Below are 16,005 nucleotides of genomic sequence, written 5' to 3' on the forward strand. Positions count from 1 at the left end.
ATGGCGGGGTATTGGCAGCATGGGCATTTATCGCCGGTATGCGGCAGCGTTTCTAGCGTTCGCGTTTTTTCTCTCCTCTGAAGTTTCGTACTCCGCGACTCGAAAGAGCGTCACCGTGCCTAGTGCAAGTATTGTTGCGCGCGGTGGCGGCTCTCCTTCTGTTTCCGGTCCATCCTTAAAGATTCCTGGCCAGCCTGGCGTTGAGTACATTCCACGATCTGGTGGCGGGACTGCTGGTGTTCCGATAAAGATTATCCCGACGATTGATTTCTCTATTCCAAGGACGATTAAGGGTAGTGTTTCGTCGCTCAAGGGTGGAATTGCTGGTATTGCTGCAACTGCGGCCATGTCAATGGCTCTTGATAGTATCGGGGGCTTTATTGATGAAAATGGCAAGCCGGTTAAGAAAGTAAGTGACGCGCCTTCGGGTGCGGTGGCGGGCGTCTATTATGTTAGGCCGCCACAAAATGTTGGCGGTGTTTATCTTGATCTTAAATATGGCTTGACTCGTCAACAGGCTTGTGAATATGAGGTTACTCAGAGTGGTAACTGTGTAATTAGGATTAATGGCATTGTGAGTTCTTCTATTATTTACGCTAATAGCTGTGACCCTGGCGTGTGGTTTAATGTTTCAACTGGCAAGTGCGATAGTTTGTGGAAGCCCGGCGAGCATATAGAGTCGTTGACTGATCCGGATTATGACGATATTACGGACTCGCTGTCTGGCGTGGTTGATCCGAACTGGCTTAAAGATTTGTTAACAGCGACGTGTGAAGGGTCTTTGAATCCTGCCGCGTGCTATGAGCAGATGTCTGAAACCACGCATCTTAGCGGGCCTTCATCGGTAAACGGTCCCAAGACATCGACGACGACGACAACCACGAATCCTGATGGCACTACCAGCACGACGACAAAGGATACACAGACTAAGTATGAGATTAAGTATGGCGATAACTATATCGACTATACGGAAACCACTACGACTACGACCACGAAAGACGGTGATAAAACCGAGGAGACGACTACGACCGACACTGATGATGTGACAGCAGAAATTCCTCCCGAAGAGAAAGAGGAGGAGGGTGGTAGTTTTGAGGACTCCGAATTTCCGGAAGTTAAGCCGTTCTATGAGCAAAAATACGAGGACGGGCTTGAGGGTGTATGGCGTGACAAACGCGCGGAATTTGAAGATACGGAGTTTATGAAGTTTCTCCAGGGGTTCATTCCGTCGTTTTCGGGGCGTTGTCCGGCATTTGGGCTGGATATGAATATTGCGTCCTGGGCGAACTATGGTTATCAGCAGTTCGGGTCTATCTGCTATGTGCTTGATTTCGTGAAAGCGATTCTTATGGTTTCGGCCTTGTTTTTGTGTCGCGCTCTGATTTTTGGAGGTTGATATGGCTGGGGTTTTTAAGTTCTTTACTGCGCTGCTTGCTAAGATTGTCGGGTTTGCAAAATGGCTACTGCTGGTATTCGCTCAGATATTCAAAGATGCGTGGAATATGGTTACTGATGTTGTTTGCTGGGTGTTTGAGCAGACGCTTTCTATTGCGGCCTCGGCACTTGATGCAATCGCGATACCATTCAATCCGCAAACATATTATGCAATGATCCCAGCTGAGGCGGCCAACATGCTGGGCTATGTGGGTGTGCCTCAGGCTATAACGCTTATTGTCGGCGCTCTGGTCGTCCGATTCCTGTTGCAAACTATCCCGTTTGTCCGCTGGGGGTCGTAATGATTAACTTGATCCTGGGCCAGCCTGGTGGCGGAAAGTCTCATGAGGCTGTTGTTTATCATGTTGTTCCGGCGTTGAATCAAGGGCGAAAGGTCATCACGAACTTGGCCTTGGACATGGACAAGTTCAAAGCGTTTTTCCCGGAGTCTTGGCATTTGATCGAACTTCGGGACTCTACTGTTGAGGTCTTCGACAATGAGAGTGGCGAGGAAGAGAGTAGGGTAGTACGCCCGTTTAGCCGGGTTGATCATTATGCGGACCCTTGGCGGCATCCTGACGAGGGATTCGGGCCGCTGTATGTGATTGATGAATGTCACCTTTCGATACCGCTGCGCGGCACGCCTGTGCCGGTTGAGGAGTGGTATTCGCTTCATCGTCACGAACTGGCCGATGTGCTGTTGATCACTCAGAGTTACGGCAAGATCAACCGGGCAATTCGTGACCTTGTCCAGGTCGTGTATCGCTGTAAGAAGGCCACGGCTTTCGGCACCAATGATCGCTATATCCGCAAGGTCCAGGACGGTCTGCGCGGTGAGGTCGTGAATACCAGCATCCGGGAGTATCAGAAACAGTTCTACGGATTCTGGAAGTCACATACGCGGTCCTCGGCCGCAGGCCAGGAACTGGCCGCTAATGACATTGTGCCGATCTGGAAGCGCTGGCCGTTCAAAGGTGCTGCGCTGTGCTTCCTGATCGTCATCTGTCTGTCGACGTGGAACGTCACGCGGGAAAAGAAGCATGCGCCGCCGCCTAGGGTTCAGCCGGTGGTTGCGAGTGTCGATTCTGCGCCTGTAGGTGCGGCTCCAGCGGCTCCGGTGATCGAGGCCAAGCCTCGGGGGCCTGAGCAGAAGCTACACCCGTTCCAGGGGCTGTCGATGCATCTGATCGCAACCATGCGTGGTAAACGCTTTCGGGATGGTGTTGAGGAAGAGTTTCTGGGTGGTTTTATCCAGCTCGCGAACAACGGGCAGCCGGTCAGTAAGGTGTCGTTTGACGACCTACGCACCGCGGGCTACTCGATCACCTGGGAGTCGCCGACGGTCGTTTCGCTGACGTACAAGGGCTTCGATATCGGTTACGTTGTAACGGACATGCCGCTGGTATCCGCAGCAAAGGACATCGCAGTAACCACGCCTGTGCAGGCGCCTTGAGGGAATCGGGAGGGCTCCCGCTTGCGGGAGGGACCCGATTCCCGGCGGTGCCTGCGTTCTCGATTAACCCCTTTGACGGTCGCTCCAGGGACAGCCCAAAGGCTCCAGGCCTGGATATCTTCGCCCGTTGTCAGCGTCGATTTCGGCGTCGATGGCTCGGGGGTTCGTATCCCTGGCTTCGCATAATGTATATTATGTTAAATTAAATGCTATGTTAGAAGCCAGGATGATTCAGTCCTAAAGCGTCAAGCCCGATCTGGCGCTGTGCTGTACGGTGGTCGCTAAGCTGCTACCTTCAACGCTCAGGCGTCCTCAGATGTCATTGCCGAGGGCCTGGTGGTTGCGATGATGACGTCGTCCTCTGAGGTCACCGTTGCCAAGTACCCCTCAGATCTCATCTCGTTGACTAACCTCCGGTTTGACTCGGTGTTTCTTACCTTGATCTTCTTGACCTTCGCGCTCACGGTTTTGAAGTCCTCATCGTCGAGCAACCCTAGAGCTGCGGCAACCTCCGGCCACTTCATCCCAGGAAGACATTGTGTCAGCATTTCAGAGCGCTGCTCCGAGGTTAGGCTCGCGTTGCGAACCAGATGTCGCAGCACAGGCATCAGCGGATCAGCAAACCTTTCGCCAGCTTTATTGGCCAGCATAGATACACGGCCGAGCTCTGGAACCGCTTCCGGTTTGCTTTCAATCGTCTCTAGGCTAAGCCCTGACCACATCTGAATTTTCTGTGTGAGTGGCAGCGCTTTGCTTTTGCTCAGAGTGAGCATCGAGTCGAGCTGGAGAGAACTGATATCGATCTCTGCCTTTGCTAGATCCCACCGTTCAACCAGGTACTGGCCTTCGAGATGTGGGCAAGTATTCAGTACGATCTCCCTGACTTCCGAGCTGTATGGCAGAAATGATGAGGCTACCAGCATGACCCACCGCCCTTCAGGTAGCGCTGCTTTTATCATTGATAGGTCTTGAAGCACGACGCCATCGAGCAATATTTTGAGCACGTCATTACTGATACTGGTGGAGCTCAGAAGATACTGTTGCAGCGACCAGTCTGCGCTCGTTGACTGCCACAGCTTGCCCTTGAGAGACGATGCGTTCCGAACGATGAAATCGGTGAACACCGTTTGTAGTGGTCAACCCATCCCGGACAGTGGGTTGAGTTTTTCTTCGGCCACCGCAGGTGGTACCGCTGGACTTCCTGCGCCGTCAGGTAGCCAGTCGGCGGGACCCATTCCGACTTCAGGCTGCGGAACAGACGCTCCATCGGCGAATTGTCCCAGCAGTTCCCCCAGCGGCTTATGCTCTGCTGCATCCGGTAGCGCCACAGTCGCTGCCGGAACAAGCGGCTGGCGTAACTGGCTGAATCCGAATGGAACAGCACCTATTGTGGCTTGCCGCGCTGTTCGTAGGCCATGTCCAGGGCCTTGATCACCAGCTCGGCATCCGGCTTGGCCGAGAACGCCCAGCCGATCACCCGCCGTGCCTGCAGATCCAGCACCGCCGCCAAGTAATGCCAGCGGCCTTGCGCCCAGATGTACATGATGTCGCCACACCACACCTGATTGGGACGCTGGACCGCGAACTCGCGGTTCAGCCGATTCGGGATATCCGGCCGCTCAACCATGGCCTGTCTATAGGCGTGCGAGCCCGGTTGCTTGCTGACCAGGCCCAGCTCACGCATCAACGCGGCGCGCATCGACCCGACGACGTCGAAGACGGTGGACGTAGTAGCAAGACCGCGCCACATCGAAAGCTGAACAGACCACTTCCACCGACTATCGAGTTTGTCCGACATCAAGAGAGCGGTAGCCTTTTTTAGGATCGCTTTCTCCCGCTCCAGCCGGTTGATCCGAGCCTCCAGCTCCTAGATCTTCTGCTGTTCTGGGGCGAGCGCCTTGCTCTTCGGGGTCACGCCGTCGCGCTCCTGCTGGAGCTGTTTCACCCAACGGCGCAAGGCCGACCCAGCGAACGGCAGGCGTCGATATGGCTGTAGCCTTGGTCCAACACCAGGGGCGCGGCCTCTCGCTTGAACTCGGCGGAAAACGTACGTCGTTGCTTGCTCATCAGACACCTCTCTCACGGCAAGGATTGTCGCCTAAATCGGTGTCCGGGATTACAAACTGCCCTTCAAAGCTAGCTATTGGTCGTTCTCTGCCGGTCTCAGATCCGATGCAAATGCTTGGTCCAGTCAAATGCAATCAGGTGGTCAAGTAAGCGCAATTGCGCAGCGGCGAGCGGTAGTTCAGTGCGCTGCGGATGTTCCTCGTTGTAATCCTCTCTCCCCTTCAAGGCCTGACACAAGAAGGGCATAATGGCATAATGCAGCCACCTGCATCGCTTGCTGCCAGGAAGCGATGACGTAGCGATAAGGAAGTCGCCCCGCAATGCTCTTCCCTTGCTTTCCGTCATTTCTTGATATCCGTAAATCATCACTACCCTCTCGATGCAACGACCAGAGTTGCGGGTAGTTCAAGGAGAGACCGTGCGTTCGACTCTGCCACCACTCACTGGTTTGCTGATGCTTGGTCTGGGCGGGTGTGTTTCGTTCCATCCCGCCGGTCCCATCGGCGCACCTTCAGAAACAGCGCAAAGCACCTACCCGCACGCTGTTCAGGTGGAAGAGGTACAGATCACCGACAGGAAAATTACCAATGCTGACTGGCGCCGCACCGTCAGCGCGGCCCTGACCCAACAGATCGGGCAGCATGTCGAGCGCGGTGAGTATTTCGGGCGCTTGATCAGCTTTCCAGCGAAGGTCGAAGGCAATGACGTTGTGTTGAAGTTCAGCTTCTCCTCGCTAGAAGGCAAGCGAACCCCGCATCCCGGCTATATCCCAGGTGCCCTGCTGACACTGACTGCATGGATCTGGGTGAACGGCCCAATCTACGTGGACAAGTACGATCTGGTCGGTGACCTGTTGATCGAAAACGCTGAGGGCAAGGCGCTGGCCAGCAGCCACAAAGCACTGGACGTCCAGCAGAACACAGGCCTCTGGGATCACGACTATGCCGCCTTCTCCCTGGGCAGTGTGCAACTCACTCAACTGGTGGAGTCGCTGCTGAAGGATGCCACTGCGCAGTTGCCCTGCCCTGAGGGGGAGCCTTGTGAAAGCAAGCCGGATTGACCAGGGAACGGTTGCAGTCCGCCAAACCGGTAGTTTCACCATCCAAACAGCAACAACGGCGATTCAAAGCATTAGCCACTGCAAGATCATCCAGAAGGCCGATGGCTACGCCTTTTTCTCACACCCTACCGATAGCACCCCCCAGAAGGAGGCAGCGAGAGCAGGGTCACGCTTCGCGTGACGGGCTATCCCTCCTCGCCCAAGGACGAGGTTTCTCGCGCAAGACTGATGAAGAAATACCACCTCGCGCTATTAGGCGCTCTCTGCCTGCAACTCACCGGCTGCATTTCCTATTCGCACCAGCAGCAGGCAGACGCCAGCGCTTGGCCGATTCCACTGAACTCGGCCAAGCCCACCGTCAGCCTCAAGGTCGATACCGACTATCAGTTCAACGGTACCCCCAGTCAGCGCGGATTCAATCTACCTCGCCTGGAGAGACTGCTGATCAAAGAGTACCAGAGCAGTCAAGCGTTCGAGCAAGTCGCGCTCGGACTCAATACTGCGGACGTCTACGCCAAGGTGAAGGTTAGCAACCATGAAACCGGCAGCATGCTTCTGGCGATCCTCTCAGGCGCTACTTTACTGGTGATTCCGGGAACCTTTGACAATGAGTGGATCATGGAGACTCGTTTCTTCGATGCCAATGGCAAGGAACAAGGACGCGTGGTCAAACGGGAGATAACGACTACCTGGACGCAGCTACTGCTGGTGTTCGCCCTGCCCTTCAACGAATCGACTGATGAGATCTTGGCCAAGTTGGCACGGAGCACTCTGGAAGAAGCAAGTCAGCGCAAGTTGCTCTGAATGACGTTACGGTAGGGGGCATCAGTAGGCCGACCAAAACATCTTGGCGTAAGACTGGGTAGGTGTGATGATCAAGGCAGTCAATGTGCCCGCGTTGCAGTGACCTGCCCCCAGTTTTAGTACCGCTGCCTAGTTAGTAGGCCCTGGGGTTGATATTAATTTTTCCTGCTTCAGCTGCTGCTGGCGAGTTCGCCAACTTGCAGCAAATTCTGCCGGGGTGGGATTGCCAATCGCGCTGTGCGGTCGGTGTGCGTTGTAATCCCGCCGCTTTGCACACTGGCTCGCGGCTGGTAGCACAACACCGAGCGGGACAGCCCGATCAACTGACAGGCACGACGCTCGGAGATGCCGGTTCGCGCCTGCATCTCCTGCACCGCCTCCCGCCGTGCTGTCGGGCTTACCCTTTTCCCCGGGCGACCACTTTCAGCGACTCGATGTCGAGGTGGGCCTCGGCGAGCAATTTCTTCAATCGGCTGTTTTCCAGTTCAAGATCCTTCAACCGTTTGGCGTCCGCCACGGTCATACCGCCAAACTTGGCCCGCCAGGTGTAGAACGAGGCATCACTGAAGCCGTGTCGGCGACACAGTTCCTTCACCGGCACACCGGCCTCCGCCTGCTTGAGGAAGTCGAGAATCTGCTCTTCGATAAAACGCTTTTTCACTGCCGTCTCCTGCTCGGAAAACGGACTCTACTAAGTTTGACGTGGTACTGAAACCGGGGGCAGGTCACCGCCTCTGCACGGAGCCCACTGCATGAAATGCTGTATCGCCGATACGGGCCCGTCATGAGCAAATACTCATCCTCACGCTGAATGTCCCGCAGCCATGACGGTCCATCTATGCCGCATATTCGCAGCCTGCCGGCTGCTCTGGCACTCCGTCTGGACAATGGATTGGCAATCAACAGTCGAATGGATAGATCGACGTTGAATGCATTGGGACGACGTCCGCTGTCTTGAGTCGAAACCGGAACATGACATGAAGATGAAATTGTAGGTATGTTCCATTGACGATGACGGCGCTGCTGCAGCAAGCGCCGTCCTGCATTGAATATTCAAAAAGTGCTCTGGCGGGACTCATCTTTCTATTCGAAGATGAAACGAGCAGGCAACCATAGCAGAAGGACGACGGATGTCACCTAGCCCCTCCCCCGACGAGCGTCGGCTTGTATTCGAAGCGCGCCGACTGACCATTGAAGCACTGGTGAAAATCTATCTTGAGCAGGTTTCTTCCTCAAGGAACCTGGTGACGGTCTACCTTCGCCTCATGTTCACGTTGTCACTCGGTGCCCTCGCCGGCGTGATAACTCTATATGGGACCATGCTTCGCTTTGGCACTTCGGCCAGTATCAGCATGATCACTCCCCTGGAGGTGGTTCTTGCTATCGCAGCGCTTGCGGCCCTGGTCACTTCGGCTCTGCTTTCCGCGCGTGCGCTCCAGAAAAGTGCATTCGATGTCGCTCCGCTCTTGCATAACCCATTTCCAAGCGCGGACTCGGTGATCGATTCAATATTCGATGCAGACGATATCGATGAGCGGCAAATACTCAGAAAGCTTTATTTCGCCCTGGACAAGACTGTCGAGCATCAGCCTCCTCTCAGGCTCAGCACTCGTCTGATCACCCTCTTCCTTATTGGCGGTCTTTTCCTGACCGGGGCATCCTTTTTACTGTGAAGAGCGCGTTCGGTCTTTATGGTTATTTATCATCATCGATCAGGGGAGTACTCCAGATCACCAGTTCAAGGGCCGCGGCGATCTGAATGCGATGATCGGCAAGCCGGACGGGCAACAGGTCCTGGGCACGCTCCAGCCGGCGCAGCAATGTGTTGCGATGCGTGCCCAGCGCTTCTGCGGTCTGGGTGACATTGCAGCCATTGGCCAGGAAGGCGTGCAGCGAGCGCTGAAGCACCGAAGGCTCCGTCGCCAGCCGCCCCAGGGTGCTCAAGACGAACTGCCTGGCCGCGCGGTCGTCCTGGGTCATCAGCGACACCATCCTCACCTGGTCGATGGTGGCAACGGCGGGTGCGCCCGCCAGGCGGCCCATCAGCCTTTGCGTCGTCAGTGCCTCCAGATGCGAGCGACGGAAGCCATTGACTCCCGTGCCCGGCGAGCCGATTGCCGCGCGAATCCCTGAAAACCGCAGTGCGATGCCTTGCAGCAGGTTCAGGTCCAGCGGTTTCGCCGCATGGCTCCAGACCCACAGGGTCGCGGGGCCGGCGAATACGATCAACGGCGCCGCCGTGCCCGTGAGTTGCGCCAGGGTACGCGCCACATCCTCCAGAAGGCGGATCTCGGCGTCCGGGCTTTCGCACCAGACCAGGCCGGCGTAGTGCTTCTGGAAAAGGCTGTAGCCCAGCCGCCTGCCGAATTGCTCCGTATCCACATCCCTGCCCTCGAGCAGCCGACTGACCAGGCTTCGTTTGTCGATCGGGTCGTCATGGGCCTGGGCGCTCTTTTCTTCGAGGATGATCTGGGTCACCACACGCATGTTGCTGTCGATGAACTCCGAGATGGACCGCGACGAGACCTCCAGGAATTCCTCAAGCACCCTGGGATCCTGCGTCAGGTTGAAGGCCATCTTCATCCATAGCTCCCAGGCGGTATTCTGTGTCGACCTCGCGACATTCATCAGCAGCTCGGACAGCCCTCTGCGGGCGAGTTCCCTGGCCGTGTCTACCATGTCGGCCGAGACGTAGGGTTGCACCGGTTCTCCGGGGCGCTGCAGATTGGCGTTCGCCCAATGCAGCAACTCTGCGCGGTTGGCGCGCCGGCACGCCGCGAGGATGACCGGGTCCTCCAGCAGCTTGGCATCTTCCGGTGAAGAGAACAGCGCCTGATTGAGGCGCTCGACCCACTCCGGCGGCAGCGTCTGAGCGAGCTCGGCGCCTTTGCGCATGAGTTCACGAACGGCTTCCGATGGGCGTGGCCAGGAGGATGGCGTACTGGTCATGGGCGGTGCAAAACACTCAAAAATCACAGAGGAAATGGTGCAGTTCGTACCTTGGCGCAAGGTTGGGGGAAACCTAGCATGAACTCACTGCCTGAACAAAAAATACAAGGAGGCGCCGTGACGCTCCATGTTCTTTTTTTGGGGTTTAGCGCAGTGGCAAGCGGGCTTGTTCGCCGGTGCCCGTTGCCCGGGCAGCGACCCGCCTGCGCCAACCGTTCCTTCAATCCGGAGTTCTTTCAATGTCAGCCTCTCGCGATACCTTCAGCCTGCCCGTCGTAACCCGCTCGACTCCAGCGCAAGAGATTGCACTGCTGAGCGACCAGGCAGGTGCGGTGATCATCCGCAACTTCATGACCCCCGAACAAGTCGCACGGATCAACAACGAACTGGACGCTCCCCTGGCCGCGCTCGAGGCCGGCTCCAAGCACCAGCACGAGCTGATCGCCGAGTTCCATGGCCGCCAGACCAAACGGCTCACCAACCTCGTCACCCACAGCAAGACCTTTCGCGAGGAGATCCTCGATGACGACCTCTTTCACGACCTGGGGAATGTGCTCTACGCCGCGGAGTGCGGTGACTGGTGGCTGACCACGGCCCAGTTGATCGAGATCGGCCCAGGCAACAAAGCGCAAATGCTGCACCGCGACATGGCGCAGTACCAACCGTTCGTGGCCATGAATAAACATGCGCCGCGCACCATCACCAACCTGATGCTGGCGCTGACCGATTTCACCGAGGAAAACGGTGCCACGCGCTTGATCCCCGGGAGCCAGGACTGGGATGACTTCGACGATGTAGGAACCCCAGAAATGACGATCCCTGCCCTGTTGAAAGCAGGAGATGCCGTGCTGTTCGGCGGGAAAGTCGTTCATGGCGGCGGGGCCAACGTGACCGCTGACTTCTACCGTCGCGGGCTGACCATCCCGATGCAGGCTTCGATCATCACGCCTGAAGAGGCCTACCCGTTGATCGTGCCGCTCGAACTGGTCAGAACGCTTGCTCCGCGCGTTCAGAAGATCCTCGGCTTCCGCTCCCAGTACCCCAATGGCAGCCCAGGCCTGTGGCAACATAACTACGCAGACCTGGCCGACTATCTCCAGCTCTAGAAGCCTTCCACGCTGGCCGGCCTGGCCCCGAAGGCGCCAGGCCCAACCGCGTCCCCGGACAAGCAAAGAGGCCGGTGAACACTTTCATTCCTGGCGGGGCATTACTCCGCGACGTGAAAACAGCAGCGGCGTGCCGTCGGCGTTGAACAGTGCCGCCGTCAGCGAAAGGCCGTCAGCCGACGGTGCTTCCTGGAAACTGTTTCCACCATCCCTGCTCCGTACCTTCAGTCCGTCAAGCCCGACCGCCAATACCCGAGCGCCAGCCACTGCTATGGATGTGACCGAGCCCTTGCCTTGCGTCGGCACTCTGCGAAAAGCCTTGCCATCGGCAGAGCCCTGCAACAGGGTGCCACGCTGACCACCCAGCAGCAGACGCCCATCGGCCAGCACCGCGCCAGACCACAGGGTGCCCTCATAGCCGGTATCCAGGTAACGCCAGTTCTTCCCCTGGTCGTCGGAGCGCAGCACCTGCCCATGCTCGGCCGTGGCGTACAGGGTGCCGTGGTTGTCGGCAAACAGCCCCATCAGGTTGAGGTCGGCCCGCTTGGCTCCTGGAGGCGCTTGCAACGGCTGCTCCGTCCATGTCTTGCCGCCATCCTCGGTGGTCAGCACCAACGACCAGAGGCCTACCGCAACGCCCTGCCGGGCATCGAAAAAGTGCACGGCGAACAGCGGCCGGTCTTCTTCGCTCGACAGGCGCTGGACCTGCCAGGATTCCCCGCCGTCGGCGGTGGACAGGATCGCGCCCCAGTGACCCACCGCCCAGCCGTGCCTGGCATCCACGAAGGACACACCCGTCAATGGCGTGGATAGTGGGACCGAGCGTGCCTGGCGCCACTGCCTGCCCTGGTCGTCGGACAACAACACGACACCGTGGTCGCCCACGGCAACCACCCGCTCTCCGGCCCAGCCGGCGGCCAGCATGGTGGCCTGCGTGGCATTGCCCGCCTGCACGGCCGGCACGGCCTGCAACGGCGCGGCCTGGAGAGACATCAGCGGCAATCCTGCTGCGAGCAAGGCCGCGGTGAATGAAACCCTGAACTTCATGCTTCTCTCCTCAGTGCACCAGCGCGCCGATCATGCGCACGGGACGTTTGCGCGGGAACGCCCGCTCCAGCCATACGGCGAAGGCCGGCAGCACGGTCATGGCCATGACCATGTTGACGACGAACATGAAGGCCAGCAGCTTGCCCATGTCGGCCTGGAACTTGAGCTCCGAGAAGGCCCAGGTGGCCACGCCAACGGCCAAGGTGATGGCGGTGAAAATGGTGGCGACGCCCACCTCGAGCAGCGCGTACTCCACCGCCTTGGTGATCGTCTGGCCATGGGCCAGGTGCAGTTGCAGGCGGTTGTAGATGTAGAAGGCGTAATCGACGCCAATGCCCACTGCCAGCACCATCACCGGCAAGGTGGCGATGGTCAGGCCGATCTGCAGCTCCTTCATGAACCAGTAGCCAATGAAGGTGCCGATGGTCAGCGGCAGGCAACACACCAGGACTGCCCGCAAGTCGCGATAGACCACGAACACCAGCAAGGCGATGGCGGCATAGACGTAAAGCAGCATGGGGGTTTCGCTCTTCTCCACCTCTTCGTTGATCGCTGCCAGGACGCCGGCGTTGCCGGAGGCGAGGCGAATCGAAATGCCTGACATCGGATACTCGCTGCGGAAGGCCTTGGCGGCGTCCACCACTCGGTTGATGGTCGTGGCCTTGTGATCGGCCAGGTACAGGTGCACGGCCGACATGCTGCAATCGGTGCGCATCAGCCCGGGGGTTCGCGCAACCTCGGTGGCCAGCGCGGCGTAGTTCATCGGGTCGATGGGCACCGCCGCCATCTTCGGGTTGCCTTCGTTGTAGCCCTCGTTGAACTGACGCATGGTGGTGGAAAAGGACGCGACCGAGAGGACGCCGGGCACCCCCTGCATGGCCCACACGAAACGATCCTGGTACTGGCCCAGGGCAACATCCTCGCAGGCCACCTCGGAAGGAGCCTTGTCGACTTCGAACACCACGCTGAGCCAGTCCAGGCCAATGTCGTAGTTGCTGGCGATGGAGACCGCGTCGCGATTGAAGCGCGAGTCCTCGCGCAACTCCGGCGCACCCGCCTGCAGCGTGCCGACGACGCGGTCATGGCTTTGCCAGATCGCCGCCAGGAACACCGCCAAGGCCGCGCCGAGCACCCACTGCGCCTTGCGTGGCTCGGCGAGCCGGGCCAGGCCCCGCAGCCAACGGCTGCGACGCTGCCGGGAAACCTCCTGGGCGGCTGCGTACTTGTCGTCGACGCGCAGCAACGACGCCATCAACGGCAGCATCACCAGGTTGGTGACGATCTTGTAGGCCACGCCAAGCGAAGCCGTGATCGCCAGTTCCCGCACCATCGGGATCGGGATCAACAGCAGCGTCACGAAGGAAACCAGCGCGGTCACCAGCGCCAGCGTCCCGGGAACCAGCAACCCGGTGAAGCTCGAGCGTGCCGCCTCTTCGGCGCTCTTGCCGATGGCGATCTCGCGCACGATGAAGTTGATTTGCTGCACGCCATGGGAAACCCCGATGGCGAACACCAGGAAGGGCACCAGCACTGCCAGCGGATCGAGCCCGTAGCCCAACAGGCGCAGGCTGCCGAACTGCCAGACCAGCGAGGCCAGCGAACAGACCAACGCCAGCAAGGTGAAACGCAGCGAGTGGCAATACCAGTACACCGCCCCCGCCGTCAGCAGCAACGCCAGCAAACAGAACTCCAGCACGGCTGAAGCTCCGTCGGCGATGTCGCCGATCTGCTTGGCGAAACCGATGATCTGGATTTCGAAATCGCCGTCTTCGAAGCGCTGGCGGATCTCTTTCTCCAGCCGATGGTTGAAGGTTACGTAGTCCAGATGGGCGCCCTGGCTATCGTACTCGTTGAGTTCCACCGTGATCATCGCGCTGCTCTGGTCCCGGGAAACCAGCGTACCGATGAAGCCGCCCTGGGCAGTGGAATTGGCGATCTTCGCGATGATCCGGTCATCCAGGTGCTCGGGAGAAACCGTTCCGGGTACCAGCGGATCAGCACGAAAACCTTCCTCGGTGATTTCGTTGACGAAGGCGTTGGGCGTCCACAGGGAGCGCACGCTGCTGCGCGATACTCCCGGGAGGAAGGTCACCGCCTGGGTGACGTCATACAGCCGCTTCAGGCCCGGGGCGCTCCAGATATCGCCCTCTCGGGCCTTGACCACGATGGTCAGTCGGTTCGCCCCCAGCAGGTCATTGCGGTAGGCCTCGAATGTCTCGATGTATTCGTGGCCTACCGGCAATTGCTTTTCGAAGCCGGCATCCATGCGCAGCTGTACGGCGAACCAGCCCATGATCAGCGTGAATACCGCCAGGCTCGCCAGCACCAGCCGGCGATGCCTGAACAACACACCTTCGACATATGACAACAGGCCACGTGTCGGGGCCTCAGGTAGCTTTACAGAACCGTTCACGGCAAGCCTCACAAGGTGCGGGAGATCGCGATGCCGACATAATCGCGGTCACGATAAAGCTGGTCGTAGGGCGTCTCACCGCCCATGAACTTCGCGTAGTTGAGGGAAATCTGCCAACTGGCCGGGTTCCGCACGAAGTTCAGGTACAGGTTCATGCTGCTCGCGTCCTCGGTGAAGGTTGCGCTGAGGTTCGGTGTCCGTCCTCCCAGCGACCGTGCATAGAAGACGCCCGGCGTGACCTGCCAGCCCGGCAACAAGGTGCCGTCATAGGTCAGGCTGAAGTCCAGGTTGATCCCTGAAGAGGTCTTGTCGCCACGGGACTTCGGCGCTCTGGCAGGATCCAGCTGCCAGGCATTGAGTCCCGCGGCGAGCGGTTCGCCATTGACCTCGTCATGCAGCCCCGGGTACTTGATGACCACCAGTTCGGTCAGCAAGCTGCCCGTGCTGGCCCCGCTGAAATCCAGAAGCGTCGGGGAATTGGACGGCGTGAAGCTGTACAAGCCGGTCAGGTGCCACTGGAATTTCTTCTTGTCCTTCCAGCATTTGCCGCCGTTGCCGGTACACAGGTCGATGACCGGGTTGAGCATGACCGAGTCCTTCGGCCGGTACGACAGCTCCGTACCGACGGCCCAGTCACCGATCGGCATGTTGGCACTGATGCCGTACATCATCCGGTCTTCCTGGTACTCCCAGGTCGGTGCCGCCGCGAAGGTGTTCGGGTCGAGAATGGCGACACGCAACGATGGCAACTTGTCGTGATAACGCATCACGTAGAAGCCATAGGCGACGTCGCTGTCCTCCGGCTGCCAGCGCAGCGAAAGGCCCCACTGGCCGCTGTCGCGGGCGTCCTTTTCGGAGAATCCGTAGTCCCCCCTGCCCTCACCCAGCGCGTTGGTGGTGGACCAGTAGCTGCCCACCGGCGGCAATTCGCTTTTGTTCCAGCGGAATTGGTAGTAGGCCTCGACGTTGACACCCGAGCCCAGGCCCGACGCGACACTGAGCATCGGCGCCGGCAGCACGGCCTCCTTGAGCTGCACGCCGGGGCGCGCCAAGGCCTGGTAATCGTAGGCGTTGGTATTGTTGATGCCACCGGCCACGAACAGGCTTTCGCCCCAGTTGATCACCTGGTTGCCCAGGCGTGCGCGGACCCGCTGCCCGCCCACGTCGAAGCCTTTGCTCACCCACAGGTCCAGCAGGCGGGCCTTGAACGCGAGGTCGTCGCGGGCGTCGTCGCTCAGCCCGTTGCTGCCGACGCTCTCCGGGGTGTTGAACGACAGCGTGCCGGTGGTATCGGTGGCAGCGAAGTCGCGGATCCAGGTGCCGCGCGCCATGAAGGTGATGTCCTCGGGCATCTTCAGCAACAGCTCATGGGTGCCCTTGAGGTAGTTGGTGAACATGTCGCCGCGGTCGTAGTTCAGGTCGCCCTGGTCGGCCACGCCGGAGCTCTGCGCCAGGCAGCCGGAGGGCGCGTTGTGCCCGGTCGGTCCCTGGTTGATCAGGTTGCAGCCCCGTGACTCGGTACGCAGACCCATGCCTGCGGTGATCGTGGAGTCGAAGGAGCCATTGAGGGTTTCGGTTTCGAACGTGAATCCCATTGCCAGTGGGGTTGTGCACGCGATGACAAGGCCTGAGGCTTTCGTAATTATTTTTTTCATGCTGGCTCTCGATCTGG

13 protein-coding genes and 2 pseudogenes are annotated in these 16,005 nt (G+C 58.8%); 7 read left to right on the forward strand and 8 right to left on the reverse strand.

Translation table 11 applies throughout. The features are described 5' to 3' along the window. Nucleotides 1–19: 19 nt before the first annotated feature. The 3 genes from ACM0M4_RS15620 to ACM0M4_RS15630 are packed head-to-tail and all read left to right on the forward strand — an operon-like array spanning nt 20 to nt 2,887. Nucleotides 20–1,396: a hypothetical protein gene (locus ACM0M4_RS15620; RefSeq protein WP_270005894.1), complete on the forward strand. Its 1,377-nt coding sequence runs from the start codon at nt 20–22 to the stop codon at nt 1,394–1,396. A 1-nt stretch (nt 1,397) separates the two neighbouring features. Continuing rightward, nucleotides 1,398–1,736 carry a DUF2523 family protein gene (locus tag ACM0M4_RS15625; protein WP_021264007.1) on the forward strand — a complete coding sequence of 113 codons (339 nt, stop codon included), beginning with the start codon at nt 1,398–1,400 and terminating at the stop codon, nt 1,734–1,736. Then, on the forward strand, nt 1,736–2,887 hold the full coding sequence (locus ACM0M4_RS15630; protein ID WP_270005893.1) for a zonular occludens toxin domain-containing protein: 1,152 nt from the start codon (nt 1,736–1,738) through the stop codon (nt 2,885–2,887). Before ACM0M4_RS15625 ends, ACM0M4_RS15630 begins: the two co-directional genes overlap by 1 nt. Before the next feature lie 302 nt (nt 2,888–3,189). On the opposite strand, the gene ACM0M4_RS15635 is transcribed toward ACM0M4_RS15630, so the two are convergent. From ACM0M4_RS15635 to ACM0M4_RS15645, 3 genes and pseudogenes are all read right to left on the reverse strand, one after another. Beyond that, a complete protein-coding gene (locus ACM0M4_RS15635) occupies nt 3,190–4,011 on the reverse strand; it encodes a hypothetical protein (RefSeq protein ID WP_043514340.1) in 822 nt (273 codons plus the stop codon). Between the two features lie 65 nt (nt 4,012–4,076). Beyond that, nucleotides 4,077–4,954, reverse strand: a pseudogene (locus tag ACM0M4_RS15640) (IS3 family transposase); the annotation flags it as partial. Nucleotides 4,955–5,050: 96 nt separating this feature from the next. Continuing rightward, a complete protein-coding gene (locus ACM0M4_RS15645) occupies nt 5,051–5,323 on the reverse strand; it encodes a hypothetical protein (RefSeq protein WP_172413195.1) in 273 nt (90 codons plus the stop codon). A 49-nt stretch (nt 5,324–5,372) separates the two neighbouring features. Here ACM0M4_RS15645 and ACM0M4_RS15650 point away from each other — a divergent pair, with 49 nt between their 5' ends. Together ACM0M4_RS15650 and ACM0M4_RS15655 are read left to right on the forward strand one after the other, a co-directional pair. Continuing rightward, nucleotides 5,373–6,014 carry a hypothetical protein gene (locus tag ACM0M4_RS15650; RefSeq protein WP_023087971.1) on the forward strand — a complete coding sequence of 214 codons (642 nt, stop codon included), beginning with the start codon at nt 5,373–5,375 and terminating at the stop codon, nt 6,012–6,014. Nucleotides 6,015–6,191: 177 nt separating this feature from the next. Continuing rightward, nucleotides 6,192–6,818, forward strand: a complete 627-nt coding sequence (locus tag ACM0M4_RS15655; RefSeq protein ID WP_172655202.1) for a hypothetical protein — start codon at nt 6,192–6,194, stop codon at nt 6,816–6,818. A gap of 281 nt (nt 6,819–7,099) precedes the next feature. Here the strand turns inward: ACM0M4_RS15655 and ACM0M4_RS15660 are convergent. Beyond that, a pseudogene (locus tag ACM0M4_RS15660) lies at nt 7,100–7,479 on the reverse strand (transposase); the annotation flags it as partial. 469 nt (nt 7,480–7,948) lie between these two features. On the opposite strand from ACM0M4_RS15660, the gene ACM0M4_RS15665 reads away from it, so the two are divergent. Continuing rightward, a complete protein-coding gene (locus ACM0M4_RS15665) occupies nt 7,949–8,491 on the forward strand; it encodes a hypothetical protein (protein ID WP_003122765.1) in 543 nt (180 codons plus the stop codon). Nucleotides 8,492–8,513: 22 nt separating this feature from the next. Here the strand turns inward: ACM0M4_RS15665 and ACM0M4_RS15670 are convergent, their stop codons facing one another. Continuing rightward, a complete protein-coding gene (locus ACM0M4_RS15670) occupies nt 8,514–9,713 on the reverse strand; it encodes a PucR family transcriptional regulator (RefSeq protein WP_003160255.1) in 1,200 nt (399 codons plus the stop codon). A 293-nt stretch (nt 9,714–10,006) separates the two neighbouring features. Between ACM0M4_RS15670 and ACM0M4_RS15675 the strand changes: the two genes are divergently transcribed. Beyond that, nucleotides 10,007–10,873, forward strand: a complete 867-nt coding sequence (locus ACM0M4_RS15675; RefSeq protein WP_003089190.1) for a phytanoyl-CoA dioxygenase family protein — start codon at nt 10,007–10,009, stop codon at nt 10,871–10,873. 84 nt (nt 10,874–10,957) lie between these two features. On the opposite strand, the gene ACM0M4_RS15680 is transcribed toward ACM0M4_RS15675, so the two are convergent. The 3 genes from ACM0M4_RS15680 to ACM0M4_RS15690 are packed head-to-tail and all read right to left on the reverse strand — an operon-like array spanning nt 10,958 to nt 15,928. Then, nucleotides 10,958–11,920, reverse strand: coding sequence for a WD40/YVTN/BNR-like repeat-containing protein (locus ACM0M4_RS15680; RefSeq protein ID WP_003144176.1), 963 nt, complete (start codon nt 11,918–11,920; stop codon nt 10,958–10,960). Nucleotides 11,921–11,930: 10 nt separating this feature from the next. Then, entirely contained in the window at nt 11,931–14,333 is a 2,403-nt protein-coding gene (locus tag ACM0M4_RS15685; protein WP_023082917.1) for an efflux RND transporter permease subunit, read from the reverse strand. A gap of 8 nt (nt 14,334–14,341) precedes the next feature. Continuing rightward, nucleotides 14,342–15,928: a DUF1302 domain-containing protein gene (locus ACM0M4_RS15690; protein ID WP_221345564.1), complete on the reverse strand. Its 1,587-nt coding sequence runs from the start codon at nt 15,926–15,928 to the stop codon at nt 14,342–14,344. Nucleotides 15,929–16,005 lie beyond the last annotated feature (77 nt).

Source organism: Pseudomonas sp. 18-147 (assembly GCF_051048045.1).
Taxonomy (GTDB): Bacteria; Pseudomonadota; Gammaproteobacteria; order Pseudomonadales; family Pseudomonadaceae; genus Pseudomonas; species Pseudomonas aeruginosa.

Excerpts from the sequence above, each read along its gene's own strand:
- ACM0M4_RS15620 (WP_270005894.1), top strand. The coding sequence starts at position 20 with ATGGGCATTTATCGCCGGTATGCGGCAGCGTTTCTAGCGTTCGCGTTT.
- ACM0M4_RS15665 (WP_003122765.1), top strand. The coding sequence starts at position 7,949 with ATGTCACCTAGCCCCTCCCCCGACGAGCGTCGGCTTGTATTCGAAGCG.
- ACM0M4_RS15680 (WP_003144176.1), bottom strand. The coding sequence starts at position 11,920 with ATGAAGTTCAGGGTTTCATTCACCGCGGCCTTGCTCGCAGCAGGATTG.
- ACM0M4_RS15690 (WP_221345564.1), bottom strand. The coding sequence starts at position 15,928 with ATGGGATTCACGTTCGAAACCGAAACCCTCAATGGCTCCTTCGACTCC.
- ACM0M4_RS15670 (WP_003160255.1), bottom strand. The coding sequence starts at position 9,713 with ATGCGCAAAGGCGCCGAGCTCGCTCAGACGCTGCCGCCGGAGTGGGTC.
- ACM0M4_RS15630 (WP_270005893.1), top strand. The coding sequence starts at position 1,736 with ATGATTAACTTGATCCTGGGCCAGCCTGGTGGCGGAAAGTCTCATGAG.
- ACM0M4_RS15625 (WP_021264007.1), top strand. The coding sequence starts at position 1,398 with ATGGCTGGGGTTTTTAAGTTCTTTACTGCGCTGCTTGCTAAGATTGTC.
- ACM0M4_RS15675 (WP_003089190.1), top strand. The coding sequence starts at position 10,007 with ATGTCAGCCTCTCGCGATACCTTCAGCCTGCCCGTCGTAACCCGCTCG.